Source organism: Arthrobacter sedimenti (genome assembly GCF_042652025.1).
Classification (GTDB): Bacteria; Actinomycetota; Actinomycetes; order Actinomycetales; family Micrococcaceae; genus Arthrobacter; species Arthrobacter sedimenti.
This window is the reverse complement of the sequence record NZ_JBHSDQ010000004.1, coordinates 123755-144905: the sequence shown is the minus strand read 5'-3', so window position 1 is coordinate 144905 and position 21151 is coordinate 123755. Positions and strand designations below refer to the sequence as shown.

At 66.4% G+C, this 21151-nt stretch carries 17 protein-coding genes and 1 pseudogene; 11 read left to right on the top strand and 7 right to left on the bottom strand.

All coding sequences use genetic code 11. The features are described from left to right. Window positions 1–6 precede the first annotated feature (6 nt). Window positions 7–159 carry a hypothetical protein gene (locus ACFO0G_RS11235; protein ID WP_376977649.1) on the bottom strand — a complete coding sequence of 51 codons (153 nt, stop codon included), beginning with the start codon at window positions 157–159 and terminating at the stop codon, window positions 7–9. 208 nt (window positions 160–367) lie between these two features. Further along, a complete protein-coding gene (locus tag ACFO0G_RS11230) occupies window positions 368–844 on the bottom strand; it encodes a sensor histidine kinase (RefSeq protein WP_376977647.1) in 477 nt (158 codons plus the stop codon). 220 nt (window positions 845–1064) lie between these two features. Between ACFO0G_RS11230 and ACFO0G_RS11225 the strand changes: the two genes are divergently transcribed. Further along, window positions 1065–1640, top strand: a complete 576-nt coding sequence (locus tag ACFO0G_RS11225; RefSeq protein WP_376977987.1) for a hypothetical protein — start codon at window positions 1065–1067, stop codon at window positions 1638–1640. A gap of 20 nt (window positions 1641–1660) precedes the next feature. Here the strand turns inward: ACFO0G_RS11225 and ACFO0G_RS11220 are convergent, their stop codons facing one another. Next, the gene (locus ACFO0G_RS11220; protein WP_286399496.1) at window positions 1661–2359 is read right to left on the bottom strand and encodes an ABC transporter ATP-binding protein; all 699 of its coding nucleotides are present in this window, start codon (window positions 2357–2359) and stop codon (window positions 1661–1663) included. Window positions 2360–2388: 29 nt separating this feature from the next. Next, window positions 2389–3492: an ABC transporter permease gene (locus tag ACFO0G_RS11215; RefSeq protein WP_376977645.1), complete on the bottom strand. Its 1104-nt coding sequence runs from the start codon at window positions 3490–3492 to the stop codon at window positions 2389–2391. A gap of 167 nt (window positions 3493–3659) precedes the next feature. On the opposite strand from ACFO0G_RS11215, the gene ACFO0G_RS11210 reads away from it, so the two are divergent. The 4 genes from ACFO0G_RS11210 to ACFO0G_RS11195 all read left to right on the top strand — a co-directional run bounded on the left by ACFO0G_RS11210 (window position 3660) and on the right by ACFO0G_RS11195 (window position 7675). Continuing rightward, a complete protein-coding gene (locus ACFO0G_RS11210; RefSeq protein WP_376977643.1) occupies window positions 3660–4961 on the top strand; it encodes a sensor histidine kinase in 1302 nt (433 codons plus the stop codon). Beyond that, window positions 4958–5617, top strand: coding sequence for a response regulator (locus ACFO0G_RS11205; RefSeq protein ID WP_286399490.1), 660 nt, complete (start codon window positions 4958–4960; stop codon window positions 5615–5617). Before ACFO0G_RS11210 ends, ACFO0G_RS11205 begins: the two co-directional genes overlap by 4 nt. A 156-nt stretch (window positions 5618–5773) precedes the next feature. Further along, window positions 5774–7387, top strand: a complete 1614-nt coding sequence (locus ACFO0G_RS11200) for an AMP-binding protein (protein ID WP_376977640.1) — start codon at window positions 5774–5776, stop codon at window positions 7385–7387. Window positions 7388–7489: 102 nt separating this feature from the next. After that, complete coding sequence (locus tag ACFO0G_RS11195; protein ID WP_286399485.1) at window positions 7490–7675, top strand: hypothetical protein; 186 nt, start codon at window positions 7490–7492, stop codon at window positions 7673–7675. A 187-nt stretch (window positions 7676–7862) separates the two neighbouring features. On the opposite strand, the gene ACFO0G_RS11190 is transcribed toward ACFO0G_RS11195, so the two are convergent. Then, window positions 7863–8162 (bottom strand): antibiotic biosynthesis monooxygenase family protein, encoded by a 300-nt coding sequence (locus tag ACFO0G_RS11190; protein ID WP_286399483.1) that lies wholly within the window; start codon window positions 8160–8162, stop codon window positions 7863–7865. Between the two features lie 161 nt (window positions 8163–8323). Here ACFO0G_RS11190 and ACFO0G_RS11185 point away from each other — a divergent pair, with 161 nt between their 5' ends. Further along, complete coding sequence (locus ACFO0G_RS11185) at window positions 8324–9529, top strand: GAF domain-containing sensor histidine kinase (protein ID WP_376977985.1); 1206 nt, start codon at window positions 8324–8326, stop codon at window positions 9527–9529. Between the two features lie 62 nt (window positions 9530–9591). Here ACFO0G_RS11185 and katG read toward each other — a convergent pair whose 3' ends face one another. Further along, entirely contained in the window at window positions 9592–11886 is a 2295-nt protein-coding gene (gene katG / locus ACFO0G_RS11180; RefSeq protein ID WP_376977637.1) for a catalase/peroxidase HPI, read from the bottom strand. 327 nt (window positions 11887–12213) lie between these two features. On the opposite strand from katG, the gene ACFO0G_RS11175 reads away from it, so the two are divergent. Then, window positions 12214–13305 (top strand): SDR family oxidoreductase, encoded by a 1092-nt coding sequence (locus tag ACFO0G_RS11175; protein ID WP_376977635.1) that lies wholly within the window; start codon window positions 12214–12216, stop codon window positions 13303–13305. Here the strand turns inward: ACFO0G_RS11175 and ACFO0G_RS11170 are convergent. Next, a complete protein-coding gene (locus ACFO0G_RS11170; protein WP_376977633.1) occupies window positions 13259–14494 on the bottom strand; it encodes an MFS transporter in 1236 nt (411 codons plus the stop codon). The genes ACFO0G_RS11175 and ACFO0G_RS11170 overlap by 47 nt on opposite strands. Window positions 14495–14722: 228 nt before the next feature. Between ACFO0G_RS11170 and ACFO0G_RS11165 the strand changes: the two genes are divergently transcribed. The 4 genes and pseudogenes from ACFO0G_RS11165 (at window position 14723) to ACFO0G_RS11150 (ending at window position 21141) form a co-directional block, all read left to right on the top strand. Beyond that, window positions 14723–16456: an ABC transporter ATP-binding protein gene (locus tag ACFO0G_RS11165; RefSeq protein WP_376977983.1), complete on the top strand. Its 1734-nt coding sequence runs from the start codon at window positions 14723–14725 to the stop codon at window positions 16454–16456. Then, the gene (locus ACFO0G_RS11160) at window positions 16453–18480 is read left to right on the top strand and encodes an ABC transporter ATP-binding protein (protein WP_376977631.1); all 2028 of its coding nucleotides are present in this window, start codon (window positions 16453–16455) and stop codon (window positions 18478–18480) included. Before ACFO0G_RS11165 ends, ACFO0G_RS11160 begins: the two co-directional genes overlap by 4 nt. 111 nt (window positions 18481–18591) lie before the next feature. Further along, window positions 18592–20034, top strand: a complete 1443-nt coding sequence (locus ACFO0G_RS11155; RefSeq protein WP_376977629.1) for an HNH endonuclease signature motif containing protein — start codon at window positions 18592–18594, stop codon at window positions 20032–20034. Window positions 20035–20275: 241 nt separating this feature from the next. Beyond that, window positions 20276–21141, top strand: a pseudogene (locus tag ACFO0G_RS11150) (phosphatidylinositol-specific phospholipase C/glycerophosphodiester phosphodiesterase family protein). Window positions 21142–21151 lie beyond the last annotated feature (10 nt).

Here is a 21151-nt window from a genome sequence, read left to right as displayed (position 1 = left end):
GGAGGCTCAGCTCTTCGTGGTCTTCCCGTCGTCGTCCGCCCCTTCGGCAGGATCCTGGGGGTGGACGCGCAGGTCGCTGGGGTTGGCATTGGGGTCGCCTTCGGCGGGGGCCTCGCTATGGACCCGGTCGTCGTCGTCCTTGGCTGGGTTCTCAGTCATGGCTGCTCCTGTCACTTGTAGAGCGGGGATAGTTGGGTTGGCGCATCCCTCATTCAGCGCTTCGCTCCCGGACCTGTCAAGGATTACGATGCCGGCTTGCCAGCGGAAGGACGTGCGCGCGGGCGTCCTTCCGGGCGTACGGATGCCCGCCGTCCCAGCGACGGCGGGCATCCGAGCCTCTTGGCGCCTTGGCTGTGTAGCCGTACGTTCAGTCCAGCGGCAGCGTGACCGTGACGCTGCTGCCCCGGCCGGGGCTGGAGGTGATCTCCACCGTTCCGCCCGCTTCCTGAACGGCTACTGACATGAGCCGGAGACCGTAGCCGTGGTGCCGTCCGCTGGTGGCAAGGTTGCTGTCAAAGCCTGTGCCGTCGTCGGACACTGCCAGGCGGATGCCGTGGTCAACCGCCGCAAGCTGGATGGTGAGCGTGTGCGCGGAGGAGTACTTGAACGCGTTGCTCAGTAACTCGCGGGCGGACTGGTACAGGAGGAATGCGGACTCCGCAGGGATCTCGAGGCCCCAGTGCGGAGTGTCCCATTGAACGGCCGTCCCGCGCTGGCGCAGGGGTGCCGTCAGCCGGTCGATGCACCCTGCCACCCCCAGCATGTGGAAGTCCAACGGCTGACGATCTGTCAGCACGCCGCCAACGGTTGTGACTTCGCTGTCCAACGCTGTCTTGCTTCCCATGACTTCCTGCTCCCCAAAAGCTGGTTTTGCCTGTGACTCCAGCGTGGACCCGCAACGTCTAGGGAGGGCAAGGTTTGCCTCAAGATCCCATCAATTTTGCGTGTGGCGGGGACGGGCCGGGCCCCCACCTGCCTGTCCCACCGACACGCGGGGTTGGGGTGAGGTCTCTGGTGTAGCGTTCAGGGAGTTCACCAGCCTGAGGGGGCAGCGCTTGACCATCGTGACCGTCCAAAAACCCGCGGAACCACTGACGCTGTTTTGGAAACTCATCATCACCCTCGCCGCGGTTGTTGGCGTTGGCACCTGCGCGGTCCTGGGGTTCCTCTACGTGAAGTTTTTCGTCCCAGTTCCCGGGACGGTGGAAGTGCTGGAGCGGCAGTTGACCAAGCTGGATGCCGTCCACGCCATCCAGGATGAGGACGGGGACGCGAGGATCGGTGAGTCGCGGCTCCTGGCGGAGTACGAGTCGATGACCTATTACGCTGCACCCGGAATGGTGCCCGGTGTGGTGTGCCTGGTGGGAAAGTACCCGTACGACGAACACAACTATTGGGAAGCGTGCAACAGTATCGGTGACGGCCGGGACATCCTGGTGGAGGTGCCGGACCCCGGCAATAGGACAGTTGTCTTCGTGCCTGACCAGTTCGACCACCGCGAATTGGAACGGGACGGGTGGGTGACGCTGCACCGCAACCTTTTGATCCTGCCCCTGGCCGAAGCACCGCAACCCGCAGAACCGTTGACCAGCAGCGCTGTGCAGCAGGAGACCGGCCAGGGGCAGGCAGTTCCTATGTGACGCAGGAGCCTCCTGCAGGCTCACACATCCGTCAGGACCGGCGTCGTGAGCCTGCCGTCCCGCATGGTGGCCACCACGTCGGTCAGCGGCACGAACTCGGTGTCATGCGTGACCATCACTGTCGCCACCGAAAACTCCGTGGTCACCTGCCGCAGGAGGGCGATGATGGAGGCGCTCCGTTCGTGGTCCAGTGCCGCCGTCGGCTCGTCCACCAGCAGCACTTTGGGGCTGCCCATCAGCGCACGGGCGATGTTCACGCGCTGGCGCTGGCCGCCGGAGAGTTGGTGCGGAAGTTTCCCTGCGCTGGCGGACAGCCCGACGATGTCCAGCAGTTCTGCTGCCCTGGACCCGGCCGCTTTGGCCGACTTTCCGCGCAGGTGGTGGCTGATGGTGAGCTGTTCGACGGCGGTGAGCGAGGGGAGCAGGTTGGGCTGCTGGAAGATGATGCCCACCTTTTCGCGCCGGAGTGTGGTGAGTTCCTTGTCCTTGAGCCCTGCAGTGTCGGTGCCGTCGATGACCACCTGCCCCGTATTGGGGCGGACCAGGGTGGCGGCGGTGGCCAGGAGGCTGGACTTTCCGGACCCCGAAGGGCCCACGAGTGCCACCAGCTGGCCGGCTTCCGCGGTGAGGCTGACCCGGTCCAGGGCGGTGGTGGTGCCGCCGCCGTCGGGGTATTGGAGGGTGACGTTGAGCAAGTTCAGGGGCGCGGGAGTGGACATGGAGAGTTCCTTTCAGGGGAGGGAAGAGGTCAGTTGCCGCCGAGCGCGAGGAGCGCATCGACCTTTGTCACCCGGCGCACGGCCAGCGCTGCGCCGGCCAGACCCAGGGCAACGATCCCGACGACGGGAAGCACCGTGGTGCCCACGTTCAACTGGAATGGGACCGCCTTGGCAGCGAAGAAGCCGGCGGCTACACCTACGGCGCCACCGACGCCGGCTCCCGCCAGCAGGACGATGGCTGCCTGGGCCATCGCATCCCGAAGGATGTAGGAGCTGGGCGCGCCCATGGCTTTGAGGACGGCGATATCCCGGGTCCGCTGGATGGTCCAGACGGTCAGGAAGGCCACGATCACCAGGGCGGAGATCCCGTAAAGGAACGCCTGCATCAGGGTCAATGAGCCGTTCTCGCTCTTGAAGGAGCCCAGGGCCTGAAAGGATCCGGTGCGGGATTCGCTCACCGTGTTTGCCGCGCCGTTCGCCGCTGCCTCGTCCATCGTGGCCCCGTCCGCGTAGGTGACGGCGACGACGGTGGCCAGCTGTCCGGCGTCGGACACGTGCGCAGCCTTGGCCCATGCGGGCAGGGCCGTCCACACCACGCTGGTGTGTGCGTACCACTGGTCCGGCACCACGGCGGCGACGGAAAGCTCCACCCCGCCCAGGGACACCTTGTCCCCCTGGCCGACCGCCAGGGCCTCTGCCACCGAGGACCCCACCGCGGCGGTTCCGGCGGATACGTCCACGGGCGCCAGCGGGCTGCCGGGTGATACCCCGAACAGTGCCACGTTCGCGGTGCCGGAGCCGTCCGCCGTCTGCGCCCTTGTCTGGGTGATGCCCAGCGGCTCGGCGGACTGGACTCCGGGCTGGCTCTCCCAGCTGTCCACCTGCGCGGCGGTGACTGAGCTTTCGGTGTAGGACGCCTTGGGGACGCCGGAGCCGGGGGCGCCAAACGCCACCAGGTCCACCGGCTTGGCAGCTGACGCGCCCAGCTTCCCGATGGCGGAGGTGGACTGCTCGGCCAGGCCGGCCGTTAGCCCGGAAAGCATGACCAGCAGGAGGGTGATCAGGGCTACGACGCCGCCCATCATGGCGAACCGGCCTTTGGCGAAGCGGATATCGCGGATTGCCAGGAACACGTTGTTTCTTCTCTCAGCAGGGGTGGATGGTTTCTGTACCTCCACTCTTCCGGCGGTTTCCCGCGCGGGCATCGCGGGGATGGTTGATCCGGGGGAATGGAAGGGTTGATCCCGGGGTCAACCTTTTGGTTGATCCCCTCCGCGCTGTCCCGGCATAAGCTGATGCAATGCCCTCCACGCCCCTGCCGCCAACTTCGGAGACGGCCCCATCCAGCGGGCTTCTGGGCGCATTGGAAAACGCATCGTCGGCGGCCATCCTCCGCGTGCTGCGGGTCACCCTGCACACCGGATTCGCCCTGCTGCTGGCCGTCGGCCTGGTCCGGATGCTGATGGCCGGAGGCCCGCTCCGCTGGGTGTGGGCGGGCGCCGCCGTCGTCCTCGCTGCCGTCTACCTGACCGGCACCGTCCTGGAGAAGCGGCACGCGGAAGGCCGCATCGCCTTCGACCCCCGCCGCCACGGCCTGCTGTGGTTGGGACTGGTGACGGTCCTGTGGGCGTTCCTGCTCGCCGGAAGTGCCGATTTCGCCTGGCTGGCCTTCCCCATCTTTTTCCTGCACCTGCACCTGCTTCCGCGGCGGCCGGCGCTGCTGACCATCGCTCTGATGACGGTGGCGGTGATCGCCTCCCAGTGGGCAGCCAGCGGTGCCCCCGTACCCCATGCGGCCGCCGTGGTCGGGCCCGTCCTCGGCGCGGTCTTCTCGGTGATCACCGGCCTGGCGTACGCCGCGCTCTACCGTGAGGCCGAAAACCAGCGGCGCGCGGCCGACGAGCTGCGCCGCACGCGGGAGGAGCTGGCGCGGTCCCAGCACGAAGCCGGCGTGCTCGCGGAGCGGGAGCGGCTGGCCCGTGAAATCCACGACACCCTGGCGCAGGGCCTGTCCAGCATTGTGCTGCTGGGGCGGGCGGCGGAGCAGTCGCTCGCGGACGGAGATGCCGCTACTGCGTCCGGCCGGCTGGCGCTGATGCAGCAGACCGCGGCGGACAACCTGGCCGAGGCCCGCAGCTTTGTCCGAGGCCTCTCCTCGCCCCAGCTCGAAGGCACCTCGCTGGTGGAGGCCCTGCGCCGGCTCTGCGACACGACGGAGACCTCAGCCGCGGCTTCAGGCTTGGAGCTGCGCTGCCGGCTGGAGGTGGACGGCGAACCGCAGGAGCTGCCCCAGCCCGTCCGCGTCACCTTGCTGCGCGCGGCCCAGGCGTCCCTGGCGAACGTCCGCGAACATGCCAGGGCCGCCACCGCCGTCGTCAGCGTCGCCTTCCTGGGCACCGAGGTGACCATGGACATTTACGACGACGGCACGGGCTTTGATCCGTCAGCTCCGGAAGGTGCAGCGGGCGCAGCGGACGGCAGCGGATACGGGCTGCGCTCGCTGCACGAGCGGGTCACGGCTTTGAACGGCTCGTTGGCGGTGGAGTCGGCGGCGGGTGAGGGTACGGTGGTGGCCATCCGGCTGCCTGTGGAGGAACAGTGAGTGAAGTGCGTGTCCTGCTGGTGGACGACCATCCGGTGGTCCGCGCCGGGCTCCGCGCCATGCTCACAGGATTCGAAGGCATCTCGATTGCCGCCGAGGCTTCCGATGGCAAGGCCGCGCTGAAGGAACTGGCGCGGCTGACGGCACTGGGCGAGGGGCCTGATGTTGTCCTGATGGACCTGCAGATGGGGGAGGGGATGGACGGCGTCACAGCCACTGCCGAAATCCGGAAGCTCGCCGCGCCGCCGCCGGTGCTTATCCTCACCACCTACGACACGGATGCGGACATCCTCGCGGCGGTAGAGGCCGGGGCGGGCGGCTACATGCTGAAGGACGCCCCGCCGGAGCAGCTGCGGCAGGCCGTCCTGCAGGCCGCTGCGGGCGGCACCGTGCTGGCACCCCGCGCTGCCGCGCTGCTGATGGACCGGATCAGCAATCCGGGCACATCCCTGACCCCGCGCGAGGTGCAGCTGCTGGAACTGCTCGCCACCGGCCTGTCCAACCGGGCCATCGCCAAGCAAGTCTTCATTTCAGAAGCCACCGTAAAAACGCACCTGGTGCACATCTACGGCAAGCTCGGAGTGGACAACCGCACCGCCGCCATCGCCGCCGCCACCCAGCGGCGGATCATCCGGCCGCCGGGTGCCAACGGCTGACTTTTGCGAAAGCGCGAGGGCGTGGCCCGGCACCCTGCCGCGTCCCGCCGTCGCCCATCATCCGGATGGCGCGGAGGGCCCTACCCTGCAGTAGGTTTATGTCACTGCCCTTCAGGTGCCATTGCCCTTCCGGTGTAACTGTTCAAAGGAGAACGAATGTCCCGTCCGGTTCCAGCAGTTGATGCCCTTCTTGCCACATACGGTGCGGCCGACGCCTGCGCCGCGGACCTCCTGTGTGACAGCCACGATCCCAACAAGGTTGCCTTCACGGTGGTCGCGGCCGACCTTTCGGCGGAGGACATCACCTACGGCGAGCTCCGGGAGCGCTCGGAACGGGGAGCCGCGGCCCTGGCGGAGCTTGGCGTCGGTCCCGGTGATGCGGTGGCCACGCTGATGGGAAAGTCGGCGGACCTTGTGGTGATGCTGCTGGCCATTTGGCGGCGCGGGGCAGTCCATGTGCCGCTGTTCACGGCGTTCGCGTGGCCGGCCATCGAACTCCGCCTCACAGCCTCCGGCGCCAAGGCAGTGATCACTGACGCCGACCAGCGGATGAAGATCCAGGAAACCGCGGCCGCCGTGGTGGTGGTCGGTGCGGAAGCATCACAGCCGGACCTGGCGCTAACGCCGCTCCTGGCCAAGCAGGAGCCGGGAATCGCCTCCGAGGCGGTGGGCGGGGACGGCGCGCTGGTGCTGATCTTTACCTCCGGAACCACGGGTGCCCCCAAGGGGGTGCCGGTGCCCGTCCGTGCGTTGGCCGCGTTCCGCCAGTACGTCGAGCTGGGCCTGGACGTCAGTGAAGAGGATGTCTTCTGGAATGCGGCGGACCCCGGCTGGGCCTACGGCCTGTACTACGGCATTCTGGGGCCGATGGCGGCGGGGCGGCGGAACCTCCTGCTGCAGGCGGCGTTCTCGCCGGAGCTCAGCTTCAAAGTGTTGGAGGCATTTTCCGTCACCAATTTCGCGGCGGCTCCCACGGTGTACCGGACCATGCGCGCGAAAACCGACGCCGCAACGGGCCCTTTCGGCCTTCGACGTGCCTCGTCCGCCGGCGAACCGCTCACCCCGGAGGTGATCAGCTGGTCCCGGGAGGTGCTGGGCGTTCCGGTGCGGGACCACTACGGGCAGACCGAACACGGGATGATGATCATCAACGCCTGGCATGACGACGTGCGGACGGAGCTGAGGCCGGGTTCCATGGGACGCCCCCTTCCGGGATGGAGCTGCGCGGTGCTCAAGGACAATGCCGACGAACCGGCTGCGCCGGGTGAGCTGGGCCGGGTGGCGGTCAACGTGGCGGAGAGTCCCATGATGTGGTTCAGGGGGTACCAGGACGCGCCGGAGAAGACCTCCGAACGGTTCAGCCCGGACGGCAGGTGGTACCTGACCGGTGACGCCGGCATGGTGGACGAAGACGGCTTTTACTTCTTCTCCTCCCGGGATGACGACGTGATCATCATGGCCGGCTACCGGATTGGCCCGTTCGATGTGGAGAGCGTCCTGGCCACCCACCCGGCGGTCCTGGAAACTGCCGTGGTGGGCGCTCCGGATGAACTCCGCGGCGAAGTCCTGGAGGCCTACGTGGTCCTGGCGGAGGGGACCACGGGCAGTGATGCCCTGGTGGCCGAGCTCCAAAACATGGTCAAGACGCAGTTCGCCGCACACGCCTATCCGCGCCGCATCCACTTTGTTAAGGACCTGCCCAAGACGCCGTCGGGAAAGCTGCAGCGCTTCATCCTGAGGCAGCAGCGGGCCCCCGAACTGGGGAGCTGACAGGGGCGGAAGGGACGACGGCGGGCAGAAACTTCCAGCCGTTCCGGCGCCTTTTGCTTTGGGTGCTGTTAGCGTGGAGGCCCAGCCACAGAAGGAGGAGCGATGTCCATCAATTCACCTGATTCACTGCCTGAGGATGAGCCGCAGGAGGATTCGCCAGCCGGCAAGGGCAAGGCCGACGGCGGGATCCCGGGCGGGAAGGACGGCGTCGGGATTTCCGATGGCGCCGCGCCGAACACTTTCGAACCCGAAGAGGACCCGGACGCTGCTGCCGATCCCGCCGACTAGGAGCCTGAAAATCACTGCTCAAGGTTGGATCAAGATTGGCCCAAGGCGTCAGTTTTTGGTCTAGGCCCAACCTACTGGCCGGTAATTTGTAATTGCTTCCACGTCAGTTCCCCGGCAGGAAGCATCAGGAGCCCTCGCGCTGGAGCTTGACTCGCGCGGGGGCTCCCCCCAATTAAGGCTCTGGTTTTTAGCGGGCCTGTTCCACCCGATTGAAGTGCTCAACCACTGGAAACGGCTCGTAGAAGCGGTGCAGCAGCGCGCGCCACTGCTGGTATTCGGGAGATTCGCGGAAACCAACAGTGTGGTCCTCAATCGACTCCCACTCCACGAGGAGCAGATAGGTGCTGGGCGTTTCGACCGACCGGGAAAGGGACAGCGAGAGGAAGCCTGGCATGGAAGCGATGATGGGGCGGGCCTGTTCGAATGCGGCCTCGAATTCCTCTTCCCGGCCCGCAATGACAGGGAGCAGCGCATGTTCAGTGATCACGGGAGCCAGTCTTGCAGATATGTGCGTGCGGGATCCGGCTGCACCGTGCTGAAACGTGTTCGCGGGCGCTGCCGCTGGCCGGTACTATCGCCCCGGGACCCACATTGCGGTCTGGAAGGGGACGGTTAGTGACGGGCATTCATACAACAACGGCAGCTCTCATGGATCAGGCTGGGCGGGACGAGTTACTGCGGGACTACGGCCTGGCCACCCGGCTCGACGAGGCCCCGCTGGCCGCAGTCGCAGAATTGTCCGGCGAGCCCCTTGAGAATCTCGTCGAACTCGCCGTCAGGCTCTCCGGCGTCCCCTACGGCGTGATTAACGTTGTGACGTCTAACGAGCAGCGCCAGGTGGCAGCCGTCGGCATCGATCCGGGTGTCTGTTCCCGGGACGACTCCATGTGCTCCAAGGTCTTCCTCTCGGGGGAGGCCACCGTGGTTCCGGACGCCTCCCTGGACCCGCGTTTCGCGGCAAACCCGTTTGTGACCGGCGAGATCGCCGCCGTCAGGTTCTATGCGTCCGTGCCGTTGGAAACGGCATCCGGGTTCGTTATCGGGTCCCTGTGTGTCTTCTCCGATTCGCCTGCGGTGCTGAGCAAGGAACAGCAGGACATGCTGGAGGTCCTGGCCCGCCAGGCCGTGCAACTGCTCGAACTCCAGCGCCGCACCCTGCAGCTGCACACCGCGCTGAATGATGTGCGGGAAAGCAACGCCAAACTGGCGGAGTTCGCCGGCCGCGTCAGCCACGACCTTCGCGGCCCCCTCACCACCATGCTGGGCTACGTGGAAATGGGCGAGGACGACGTGGACACCGACCACCCCGCCGCAGAGTATTTCCAGCTCATCGGTGCCAGCGGCCACAGGATGCTCGCGATGCTTGAAGACGTCCTGAGCTACTCACGGATGGGCGGAAGCATCCAGCGGCAGCCCGCATCCCTCCATACCGTGGCCGTTGAGGTGGCCAATGACCTGGGCCTCCCGTTCGGACCCGACGCTGCCGTGGACAGCGAGGACCTGAAGCTTCACGTGGACCCCGGCCAGCTGCGCACCCTGCTGCAGAACCTGGTGGCCAATGCCGTGAATTATCCAAGCCCGGACCGGGACTTGAAAGTGCGCATCAGCGGCATTTCCAATTATCACGGTGTGACGGTCCTGGTGGCGGACAACGGCAAGGGCATTGCCGTGGAGGACCGGCAGCGTGTGCTGGAGCCTTTGGTCCGGCTGTACCGGGAGGGCGACGGACAAGGGTCCGGCCTGGGACTGGCGATCTGCCGCCGCATTGCCGAGGCGCACGGCGGAGAGTTGACGCTCAAGGAGACGCCGGGCGGCGGAACCACGGCAGTGATCAGCTTCCCGGCTGACTTGTAGGGACTTTAAACGGCTCCGGGCCGGCCGCGGAGTGCGGCCGGCCCGGAGGCTCGTGGTGTTGCTTAGTTCAGGTCGAAGCGGTCCAGCTCCATGACCTTGGACCAGGCGGCCACGAAGTCGTTCACGAACTTCTCCCTGGCGTCCCCGCTCGCGTACACCTCGGCCAGCGCCCGCAGCTGCGAGTTGGAACCGAAGACCGAGTCCACCGAAGTGGCCGTCCACTTGAGTTCGCCGGTGGCAACGTCGGTGATCTCGTAGGCGTTCTCCTCGGACTCGGAAGCCTTCCACTTGGTGCCGGGCGAGAGCAGGTTGACGAAGAAGTCGTTCGTCAGGACCTGCGGCTTGTCCGTCAGCACGCCATGGCTGGAACCGCCCACGTTGGTGCCCAGCGCGCGCATGCCGCCCACCAGCGCCGTCATTTCCGGTGCGGAGAGGTCCAGCATGTACGCCTTGTCCAGCAGCAGGGTTTCCGGCTGGAGCTTCAGGCCGGGGCGCAGGTAGTTGCGGAACCCGTCGGCCTCCGGCTGCAGGTAACCGAAGGATTCGACGTCGGTCTGCTCCTGTGCCGCGTCCGTGCGGCCCGGACGGAACGGCACCGTGACGGGGAACCCGGCGTCGGCCGCTGCCTTTTCCACGGCGGCGGCGCCGCCCAGGACAATCAGGTCCGCAAGCGAAACCTTCGTGCCGCCGGACTGTGCCGCGTTGAACTCCTCCTGCACCCGCTCCAGCACCGGAAGCACGGCATCCAGCTGCTCCGGCTCGTGCGCCTCCCAGCTGCGCTGCGGCTCCAGCCGGATGCGCGCGCCGTTGGCACCGCCGCGGCGGTCGGTCTTGCGGTACGTGGCGGCCGATGCCCAGGCCGTGCCGGCCAGCTGCGGGATGGTCAGGCCGGAATCGAGGAGCTTTGCCTTGAGCTGGGCGATGTCCTGCTCATCGATCAGTTCATGGTCGACGGCGGGAACGGGATCCTGCCACAGCTGCGGTTCCGGAACCCACGGGCCCAGCATGTGCGGGCCAACCGGGCCCATGTCGCGGTGCAGCAGCTTGTACCACGCCTTGGCGAAGGCCAGCGCGAATTCGTCCGGGTTCTCCAGGAAGCGCCGGCCGATCTTCTCGTAGGTGGGGTCGAAGCGCAGCGACAGGTCCGTGGTGAGCATGGTGGGGCGGTGCTTCTTGTTGGAGTCGTGCGCGTCCGGGATGATCTCGGGGGCGTCCTTGGCCACCCACTGGTGGGCGCCGCCGGGGCTCTTGACCAGTTCCCATTCGTACTCGAACAGGATCTCGAGGAAGCGGTTGCTCCACTGCGTGGGCTTGTCCGTCCAGGTGACTTCCAGGCCGGACGTGATGGTGTCGCCGCCCTTGCCGCTGCCGTAGGTGCTGAGCCAGCCAAGGCCCTGCGCCTCGAGGTTGGCACCCTCGGGTTCGGGACCCACGTGTGCGTCTGCAGGGCCGGCGCCGTGGGTCTTGCCGAAGGTGTGGCCGCCGGCGATCAGCGCAAAGGTCTCTTCGTCGTTCATCGCCATGCGCTTGAACGTCTCCCGGATGAACGCTGCAGCAGCCACGGGATCCGGGTTGCCCATGGGGCCTTCCGGGTTGACGTAGATGAGGCCCATCTCGGTGGAACCGACGTTGTCCGCCATGGTGCCTTCACCGGTGTACCGCTCGTCACCGAGCCAGGCGTCCTCGGGGCCCCAGATAATCTGTTCGGGCTCCCATACGTCCTCGCGGCCGAAGGCGAAGCCGAACGTCTTGAAGCCCATGGACTCAAGGGCAACATTGCCCGCGAGGACCAGCAGGTCGGCCCAGGACAGTTTCTGGCCGTACTTCTGCTTGACGGGCCACAGCAGGCGGCGGGCCTTGTCCAGGTTGGCGTTGTCCGGCCAGCTGTTCAGCGGCGCGAACCGCTGGCTGCCGTCGCCTGCGCCGCCGCGGCCGTCGTGGACGCGGTAGGTTCCGGCGGCGTGCCAGCTCATGCGGATCATCAGGCCGCCATAGTGGCCGAAGTCCGCCGGCCACCAGTCCTGGGAAGTGGTGAGGACCTCAGTGATGTCCCGCTTGAGCGCCTCGACGTCGAGCTTCTGGAATTCCTCCCGGTAGCTGAAGGAGGGGCCCAGCGGGTTGCTTGCCTGGCCGTGGGTGTGCAGTACGGAAAGGTCCAGCTGGTTGGGCCACCAGTCCTGGTTCGTCCGCGGCCGGTGACCCTTGGGCTGGGGCGAATCGATTGCCGGGTTTTCACTCTCACTGCCCTGGGCGGTGGCACTGCCATGGGCCACCGGGCACCCGCCCTCAACCTTCTGGTCCAGGCCCTGTGCGCTCCCGGGAGTGGGGACCGGAGGATGGTCTTGGGGTTCGGTCATGTGCTTTTTCCTTCCGTTGGGCCGAGGCCGCGGTTGGACTCGGGCAGCCGGTGCAACCCTCCTATTTGAACATGGACCGCTGACAGCGCAAGTCACGCCTACGCCATGGGTGAAACCTGTGGGCGAATCGTCCTGATCGAACGCAGCTGGCTCCTCGCTTCCGACGCGATTTCCTACGAACGGAATATCTGCCGGACGCCGTGGCTTGTCGCCAGTGGGTCCTCGTTGGCCCATTGTCCCGGCGCGATGCAGCGCGCGGGCCTCCGCCAAAGCGTGAGGCCGTGCTGACGCGCGGACACACCCAGCACCCAAACCAAGAGGAGTACCATGACCATCGAATCAGGAACAGCAGCAGGCAACGGACGGACGGCCCTGGTGGTAGGCGCCACCGGCATCGCGGGGTCCGCCCTGGTGGATACCCTGGTTGGTGCAGGCTGGGGCGTCCTCGCCTTGTCCCGGCGGCCCGGACCGGAGCGTGCCGGCGTCAAGTGGCTTTCCGCGGACCTGACCTCGGCTTCCTCCCTCGCCGCCGCGCTTGCTCCGGAGAACCCCTCGCATGTTTTTTTCACCGCGTGGTCCCGGCGCGCCACGGAGGAGGAGAACATCGCCGTTAATGCGGGCATGTTGCGTGACCTCCTCGCCGCACTGCGGGGAAAGGACGTGGCGCATGTGGCCCTGATGACCGGGCTCAAGCACTATCTGGGACCGTTCGAGGCGTATGCAGCCGGGGAAATGCCGGATACGCCGTTCCATGAGGAGGAGCCCCGCCTTCCGGTGCGGAACTTCTACTATGCCCAGGAAGACGAGCTCTGGGCCGCGGCCGGGGAGCAGGGATTCACCTGGTCGGTACACCGCGCCCACACCGTAATTGGCCATGCGGTGGGTAACGCCATGAACATGGGCCTCACACTCGCGGCGCAGGCCACCCTCTGCCGGGACAGCGGGGAGCCGTTCGTCTTTCCCGGATCCGAAACCCAGTGGAACGGCCTGACGGACATGACGGACGCGGGCCTGCTCGCCGAGCACATGGTCTGGGCCTCCACTACTCCCGTGGCCGCCAACGAAGCCTTCAATATCGTCAACGGTGATGTGTTCCGCTGGCGCTGGATGTGGCCGAAGCTCGCCGCTTACTTCGGTGTGGAGTGGGAGGGGTACCAGGGGAAGCCCCGTCCGCTGGAGCAGTCCATGGCAGGCCGGGAGGACCAGTGGCGGCGAATTGCCGGGGAAAACAACCTCAGCGAACCGGACCTGGGCCGTGTTGCCAGCTGGTGGCACACCGATGGCGACCTGGGGCGGAACATCGAGGTGGTGACGGACATGGGCAAGAGCAGGGATGCCGGCTTCACGGGATATCGGCGGACGCTCGATGCCTTTACCGCGCTGTTTGACCGCTACCGTGCCGATCGACTGGTTCCCTGATCACGCGGTCACGGCCGGCCAGCAGGCCCATCAGCGCCAGCACCGCCATGGCACCGGCGGTGGCGAACAGTGGAAGCGTCCAGTCAGCGGTGGCGTCGTGGAGTGCGCCGAAAGCCACTGGACCCGCGGCGCCAAGGGCGTAGCCCACGGACTGGGCCATTCCGGACAGTGATGCTGCCTGCGGGTGGTTCACGGTCCGGAGGCTGAACAGCGACAGGGCGATGACAATGAGGCTCCCGCACCCCAAAGCACCCAGGACAACCCACAGCAGGACGAGGTCCGGGGCCAGGGCCAGGCCGAGGAAGGTCACGAACACCAATGCCCCGCTGGCAAAGGAGACCAGCCGCTGGTCCGATCCCCGGTGGAGGACGCCGCCTGTCCCCAGGCTGGCGAACACGCTGATCAGCAGGAAAACGGACAAGTGCACGCCGGCAGTGGTGGCCGGGGTCCCGCGGCTTTGTTCGATGGTGGGCAACCACGCCATGAGGACGTAGAAGGCGATGGACTGCAGCCCCATGAAGGCCGTCACCTGCCAGCCCAGGGCTGAACCCCAGGGTGACCGGTAGGCGGCTTCGGGCTTGGCGGATTGCTGCTTGCTTGCCGTGTGCCGGCGAAGCCAGGGCAGGAGCACCGCCATGGCGAAGAGGGCCAGTCCCGCCCAGACTCCCAGGGCGAGTCGCCACCCTGCCGGGGACGTCTGCGCCACGGGTACGACGACGGCGGCCCCCACTGCTGCGAAGGCGGCCTGGGCAGCGGTGTAGCTTCCGGTGACCTGGCTGACCCGCAACGGAAAGTCCCGTTTCACGAGGGAGGGCACCAAGACGTTGAGAAACGCTATGGCCACGCCGATCAGTATCGTCCCCGCCCAGATCAAGCCGGGCACGGGCAAGGAGCGAAGCACGATGCCCCCGGCGAGGATCAGCAGGGACATCCACAGTGCCCGGTCCAGGCCCAGGCGGGAAGCGAAACCGGGAGCCAATGGCGAGAAGACCGCGAAAGCGATCAGCGGCAGGCCGGTAAGGAACCCGGCTGCGGCGCTGGAGAGTCCCAGGTCGCTGCTGATGTTGACCAGGACCGGCCCCACGCTGACAAAGGACACCCGAAGGTTGACGGCGATGAGCAGGACACCGATGAAGGCCATTCCAAACCTGGCAGTGCGTTGTGGGGCGTTCTTTGTGGCGGCAGGCATCGTTCGTTCTTCCATCCTTCGGTGAGCGGAGCGCTCCCAGCGCCCCACCGGTTCTCTCACATGGACGTACCCACCGGCGCCTCCGAATCTCCCGCAGGACCGTTGCAATACGCCGTGGGAGAACTGCCGTTTTTCCCAGCCATCTGGCAGGATCAACTGCCCTTTCCGGACGTACACTGACCTTCGCACGAGGTTTTGTGGACACTCCGTCAGGTGAGGGCTCTGCGTATGCTCTGGAAGTTGCTTGTCGAATACCTGCGGCCGCACCGGCCGCTGCTGGCCGCCGTCGTGGTTTTCCAGCTGGCGCAGTCCATCGCGTCGCTGTACCTGCCCACGCTGAACGCGGACATCATCGACCAGGGCGTGGCCCGGGGCGATACCGGCTACATCCTGTCCACCGGCGGCGTCATGCTGCTGGTCACGCTGGCGCAGATCGCCTGCACCGTCATTGCCGTGTACTTCGGTGCCAAGGCCGCAATGGGGCTGGGCCGGGACTTGCGCGGCGCCATCTTCGAGCGGGTGGGACAGTTCTCCGAGCAGGAAGTCACCAAATTCGGTGCCCCCAGCCTTATCACCCGCTCCACCAACGACGTGCAGCAGGTGCAGCAGCTGGTCCTGATGTCCGCCACGCTGATGGTTGCGGCGCCCATGCTCAGCATCGGCGGGGTGATCATGGCCATCCGGCAGGACGCCCAACTTTCGTGGCTCATCGCTGTGTGCGTCCCGGTGCTGCTGATCGCCGTCGGGCTTATCGTGACGCGGATGGTGCCGCTGTTCCGGAAGATGCAGGCCCGGATCGACACCGTGAACCGCGTGCTGCGCGAGCAGCTCACCGGCATCCGCGTGGTGCGGGCGTTCGTGCGCGAGGACGTGGAGACGGAACGCTTTGCCGGAGCAAATACCGACGTCACCGACGTGGCACTCCGCGCCGGCCAGCTCATGGCCCTGATGTTCCCCACGGTGATGCTGGTCCTGAACGTCTCCAGCGTGGCGGTGATCTGGTTCGGCGCGTTCCGGATCGAGGATGGGTCCATGCAGGTGGGCACCCTGATCGCGTTCCTCAGCTACCTGATGCAGATCCTGATGTCCGTCATGATGGCCACCTTCATGGCGGTGATGATTCCTCGGGCGTCGGTGTCTGCGGACCGGATCGGCGAGGTGCTGGGCACCAGTTCCAGCGTCCTGCCGCCTGAGCAGCCGGTCACCAGCGCGGTCCGGCGGGGTGAGTTGGAAATGCGCGACGTCGGATTCGCCTACCCGGGTGCCGAGCATCCGGTGCTGTCGGGCATCAATTTCACGGCCCGTGCGGGGGAGACGACGGCGATCATCGGCAGCACCGGTTCGGGCAAGACCACCCTGGTGAACCTGATGCCGCGGCTCTTCGACGTCACTTCCGGGGCGGTGCTGATGGACGGTGTGGACGTCCGGGATCTGGACCCGGACCTGCTGTGGGGGCACATTGGCCTGGTGCCGCAGAAGCCCTACCTGTTCTCCGGAACCGTCCGCAGCAACCTGTTGTACGGCAACCCGGACGCCACCGAGGAGGAGCTGTGGTCCGCGCTGGAGATTGCGCAGGCGCGCGATTTCGTGGAGCGCATGGAAGAGGCGCTCGACGCGCCCATCTCGCAGGGCGGCACCAATGTTTCCGGCGGCCAGCGGCAGCGGCTGGCCATCGCCAGGGCTTTGGTGAAGCGGCCCGAGCTGTACATCTTTGACGATTCGTTTTCCTCCCTGGACACGGGGACGGATGCCCGGCTGCGGCAGGCACTCAAGCGCAATATCGCGGGGGCCACGATGGTGGTCATCGCCCAGCGCGTGTCCAGCATCGTCGATGCGGACCAGATCCTGGTGCTCGACGACGGCAGGATCGTTGCGCACGGGACGCACCATGAGTTGCTGGAGACGTCGGAGACGTACCGCGAGATTGTGTCGTCCCAGCTGGCAGCGGAGGAGACGGTATGAGCCACGGTCCCACCCCCTCACGCGGCACCAAAGCCGGGCCTGCCGCTGGAGCTGGCCAGGCCGACGTCGTACGCATCCCAAGGCCGCGCGGCGGCCCTGGACACGGCGGCCCCTTTGCCGGGATGAACGTCCCGGCGGAGAAGGCGATGAACTTCAGCGGCTCCGCTAAACGCCTGCTGGGCACGCTGCGGCCGGAGCGGTTCTGGCTGATGCTGGTGCTGGCCATGGCTGTGGCGGGCGTGGTGCTGCAGGTGATTGGGCCGCGGCTGCTGGGCGAGGGCACCAACCTGATCTTCTCCGGGGTGGTGTCCAAGCAGCTGCCGCCGGGGATGACGCAGGCGCAGCTGATTGCGATGCTGCGGGCATCGGGGGAGAACCAGAAGGCGGACATGCTCAGCGCCATGACGCTCACGCCGGGCGCAGGGATCGACTTCGCCGCGCTGGCGGGTGTGCTCACGTGGGCGCTGGTGCTGTACGTGCTTGGCTCGGCGTTCATGTGGGGGCAGGCGTATGTGCTGAACGGCGTGGTGCAGCGGACGGTGTTCGGGCTGCGCGAGCAGATTGAGGCGAAGATCAACCGGCTGCCGCTGCGGTATTTCGATTCGATCCAGCGCGGCGAGCTGCTCAGCCGGGTGACCAACGATGTGGACAACATTTCGCAGAGCCTGCAACAGTCGATCAGCCAGGCCGTGACGTCGGTGCTGACGGTGCTGGGCGTGCTGGTGATGATGTTCATCCTGTCGCCCACGCTGGCGCTGATCGCGCTGGTGACCATTCCGTTGACGCTGGGGATCACCACGCTGATCGCCAAACGCTCGCAGAAGCTGTTCGTGCAGCAGTGGACCAACACCGGCGAGCTGAACGGGCAGATCGAGGAGACCTACACCGGGCATGCGCTCGTGAAGGTCTTTGGGCGGCAGCGCGAAGTGGGGGACCGGTTCCGGCAAAAGAACGCAGAGCTGTATGAGGCGAGCTTCGGAGCGCAGTTCATTTCCGGGCTGATCATGCCGGCCATGACGTTTATCGGGAACCTGGTGTACGTGGGCATCGCCGTGGTGGGAGGCTTGCAGGTGGCGTCCGGGGCGATGCAGCTGGGCGATGTGCAGGCGTTCATCCAGTATTCGCGGCAGTTCACCCAGCCGTTGGCGCAGTTGGGGTCCATGGCCAACCTGCTGCAGTCCGGGGTGGCCTCCGCCGAGCGGGTGTTCGAGCTGCTGGATACGGAGGAGCAGTCGGCGGATCCTGCCGGGGCTGCCTTGCAGAGCCCGGATGGGCGTGCGCGGGGGCGGCTGGTGTTCGAGGATGTGTCCTTCTCGTATTCGCCGGACAAGCCTCTGATCAGTGGGCTGTCCCTGGTCGCTGAGCCAGGGCAGACCGTGGCGATTGTTGGGCCAACGGGTGCCGGCAAGACCACCCTGGTGAACCTGATGATGCGGTTCTACGAGCTGGACGGCGGCCGGATCACGCTCGACGGCGTGGACATCACCACCATGACCCGGCACGACCTGCGCTCGCGGATGGGGATGGTGCTGCAGGATACGTGGCTGTTCGGCGGGACCATCCGGGACAACATCGCGTACGGGCGGCCTGCTGCTTCTACTTCCGAGGTGCTGGAGGCCGCGCAGGCGACGTACGTGGACCGGTTCGTGAAGTCGTTGCCCGAGGGGTACGACACCGTGCTGGACGACGAAGGCTCCAACGTCTCCGCCGGCGAGAAGCAGCTGTTGACGATTGCGCGGGCGTTCCTGGCGCAGCCTTCGGTTTTGATTCTTGACGAGGCGACGTCTTCCGTGGATACCCGGACCGAGGTGCTGGTGCAGAAGGCGATGAGCGCGCTGCGGTCCGACCGGACGTCCTTTGTGATTGCGCACCGCCTGTCCACGATCCGTGACGCCGACCTCATCCTGGTGATGGAGGCCGGCCAGATCGTTGAGCAGGGGACGCATGCTTCATTGCTGGCCGCCGGTGGGGCGTACGCCCGACTGTATGAGGCACAGTTCGCGGCGCCGGTGGCGGAGGTCTAGCGTCTTCCTCTTTTATGAGAATTTGCAGGCAAGGCTCCTGTTCGGAGCCCGAAACTGAACCGGCCTAGGCACCGGAATCAAAATGTCGGACCCTAGTGGCAGGCTTTGGTTATGGAAACCAGGGCGGTTCTGGAAAGTGGAAGCAAGGTCGATCTGGCCGCTGCTGTCACATCCCTCGCCTCGCTGGCTGGTGAGCTTGCCGCCGTCCTGGCTGGCTCCACGGCCACCCCGGATCACGCTGGTCGGGTCGAAGCGGATCCGCTTCGCGAAGTTGCTGATTCGTGCTTGGACGGTCTGGGCGTTGTGGCCCGGATTGAAGCCGTCACTGCGGCGACAAAAGTTCACCTGCTGGCGACCTATGCAGACGCAGCAGACGCGCTAGAGGCGCCGGCGGAGAGTGCGTACGAGTCATCAGCGCGTGAGATGAGCCTGGTAGCGGAAGTCGCCTGCGTGCTGACTGTTGGGGAACGGGCTGCAGCGGCTTTGCTGGGTGACGCCCACGCTTTGACCACTTCCTTACCGGCCGCACTCGATGCCTTGCAGGCCGGGGAAATCTCATGGCAGCATGCCCGGATCATCGTTGATGAAACCAGCGGTCTCAAGAACGCCGCTGCCGCTGCACTTGTTGCGCACTTCCTGGACCCGGAAGCCCCAAACGCAGCCAGGGGCGCCGCGGCGGGGGAGTTGGCACCAGCCCGGTTCCGGCGGAAGGTGCGTGCTTGGCGGGAGCGCCATCATCCCGAGTCACTCGAAAGCAGGCATGCGAAGTCGGTTGAAGACCGGCGGATGGAGTACAGCCCGGACCGCGACGGCATGGCATGGGTCTCCCTCTACATGGCTGCGGACAAGGCGTGTGCCATCTGGAACAAGTCGTCTGCCTTGGCCCGCGGACTGCAGGGGCCGGATGAACCCCGGACCCTTACCCAACTCAAGGTCGACGAGGCGGCCCGATTGCTGCTCGGCGAGACCGGCCAGCTCGCCGGAGGCGGACCGTCTATCAAAGCGGACGTGCTGGTTACGGTCCCGGCCTGCTCCCTCCTCGGTGCCACCGACGAACCAGCCGAACTCGATAACTACGGGCCGATCCCGGCGTCGATGGCCCGCAGGCTCGTCGCTGAGGGTGCCGGCTCGTTTTACCGGGTCCTGGTGGACCCCAGCGACGGAACTCCGCTTGAACTTGGCCGCACAAACTATCGGCTCACGGAGCCGCTCAAACGGTGGTTGCGGATGCGGGACGGAAAATGCACCTTCCCCGGCTGCAGCAACCCCAGCCCGGACAATGAGGCGGACCATCTCAAGGCCTGGGAACATGGAGGATCCACCGGAATCAGTAACTTGGGACAGTTGTGCCCCAAACATCATCGACTCAAGCATCGAACCGGCTGGAGCCCGGGTCCGGCAACAAGCAATGAGCCACCCGGTTGGATCTCGCCCACCGGCCGCCGCTACAACGCCGAACAACCGGACCGGGAGCCACCACTCTGGCCACCAGGCTTCCTACCGGAGGGAACAAGCCCACTGGAGTCAATTGTGGACTTCCTTATCGCCTTATAGGACGCCGCCCGTCGGCCCGGTCCCTGCGTTCTGGTGCCTCCGTGCTGTTGCGTTGCCCGGATTGGCGCGCGGTCGGTCCAAGCGGTATCGGCCATGCCCCAGTTCCGTTGTTCCCTCTCGTTCACCACCCAGCAACCAAGGGGCCTCACGCCGTTTCGGCAGGTCAAGCAGTCTTTTCACGCACCCTTCCGCCCGTCGCGCCAACCGGGCAACAAATCCCGAGGTACCAGGAGTACTCCCCGTGTTCGTGAAAAGCACCCTCGCCGCCGTCGCCATCCTCGCCTCCATGGCAGGGGCGGCAGCAGCCCCAGCCGCAGCGCAGGTTGCGGCACCCAAACCCGCGCCCGTCGTCGTCGGCCAGCCGCTTGCCGGGACGCACGCCCACAACGACTACGAGCATGACCCCCCCTGTTCGACGCACTGGAACACGGCTTCACCAGCGTTGAAGCGGACGTCTGGCTCGTAGACGGTGAACTCCGCGTGGCCCATGACCTGGCCGACGCCAAGCAGGGGGTCACACTCGAAAGCCTCTACCTCGGTCCGCTCCAGGACCTGGTCCGCAGCCAGCCCGGCCACAGCGTCTAACCCAAATGGGACGGCAGCCTTCAGCTCCTGATCGACATCAAGAGCGAAGGCGAGGCCACCTACGCCGCCATCGAGCAGGAGCTGACCGACCACCGGGACATCATGAGCCGCTACACCAACGGCAACGTCAAGACCGGCCCGGTCACCGCGGTCATCAGTGGCAACCGCCCGCTGACCACGATGCAGGCGCAAACCCAGCGCTTCAGCTTCTACGACGGCCGCGCCACCGACCTTACGTCCGGACTGCCCGCGGCCCTGATGCCGCTGGTCAGCGACAACTGGACCAAGCTCTTCACCTGGCAGGGCGTCGGCCCCATGCCGGAGGCGGAGCGCACCAAGCTCCGCAACTTCGTCGCCACCGCGCACGCCAACGGCTACCGCGTCCGCTTCTGGGCCACCCCCGACCAGCCCGGCGCGGCACGCGACGCCGTCTGGACCGAACTCGCCGATGCCGGCGTGGACCACATCAACACCGACGACCTCGCCGGCCTGCAGCAGTTCCTCACCGCCCGCGGCGCATAAGCCCCCGTCC

Excerpts from the sequence above, each read along its gene's own strand:
- ACFO0G_RS11235 (WP_376977649.1), bottom strand. The coding sequence starts at position 159 with ATGACTGAGAACCCAGCCAAGGACGACGACGACCGGGTCCATAGCGAG.
- ACFO0G_RS11230 (WP_376977647.1), bottom strand. The coding sequence starts at position 844 with ATGGGAAGCAAGACAGCGTTGGACAGCGAAGTCACAACCGTTGGCGGC.
- ACFO0G_RS11220 (WP_286399496.1), bottom strand. The coding sequence starts at position 2,359 with ATGTCCACTCCCGCGCCCCTGAACTTGCTCAACGTCACCCTCCAATAC.
- ACFO0G_RS11210 (WP_376977643.1), top strand. The coding sequence starts at position 3,660 with ATGCCCTCCACGCCCCTGCCGCCAACTTCGGAGACGGCCCCATCCAGC.
- ACFO0G_RS11200 (WP_376977640.1), top strand. The coding sequence starts at position 5,774 with ATGTCCCGTCCGGTTCCAGCAGTTGATGCCCTTCTTGCCACATACGGT.
- ACFO0G_RS11195 (WP_286399485.1), top strand. The coding sequence starts at position 7,490 with ATGTCCATCAATTCACCTGATTCACTGCCTGAGGATGAGCCGCAGGAG.
- ACFO0G_RS11185 (WP_376977985.1), top strand. The coding sequence starts at position 8,324 with ATGGATCAGGCTGGGCGGGACGAGTTACTGCGGGACTACGGCCTGGCC.
- katG (WP_376977637.1), bottom strand. The coding sequence starts at position 11,886 with ATGACCGAACCCCAAGACCATCCTCCGGTCCCCACTCCCGGGAGCGCA.
- ACFO0G_RS11175 (WP_376977635.1), top strand. The coding sequence starts at position 12,214 with ATGACCATCGAATCAGGAACAGCAGCAGGCAACGGACGGACGGCCCTG.
- ACFO0G_RS11170 (WP_376977633.1), bottom strand. The coding sequence starts at position 14,494 with ATGCCTGCCGCCACAAAGAACGCCCCACAACGCACTGCCAGGTTTGGA.
- ACFO0G_RS11165 (WP_376977983.1), top strand. The coding sequence starts at position 14,723 with ATGCTCTGGAAGTTGCTTGTCGAATACCTGCGGCCGCACCGGCCGCTG.
- ACFO0G_RS11160 (WP_376977631.1), top strand. The coding sequence starts at position 16,453 with ATGAGCCACGGTCCCACCCCCTCACGCGGCACCAAAGCCGGGCCTGCC.
- ACFO0G_RS11155 (WP_376977629.1), top strand. The coding sequence starts at position 18,592 with ATGGAAACCAGGGCGGTTCTGGAAAGTGGAAGCAAGGTCGATCTGGCC.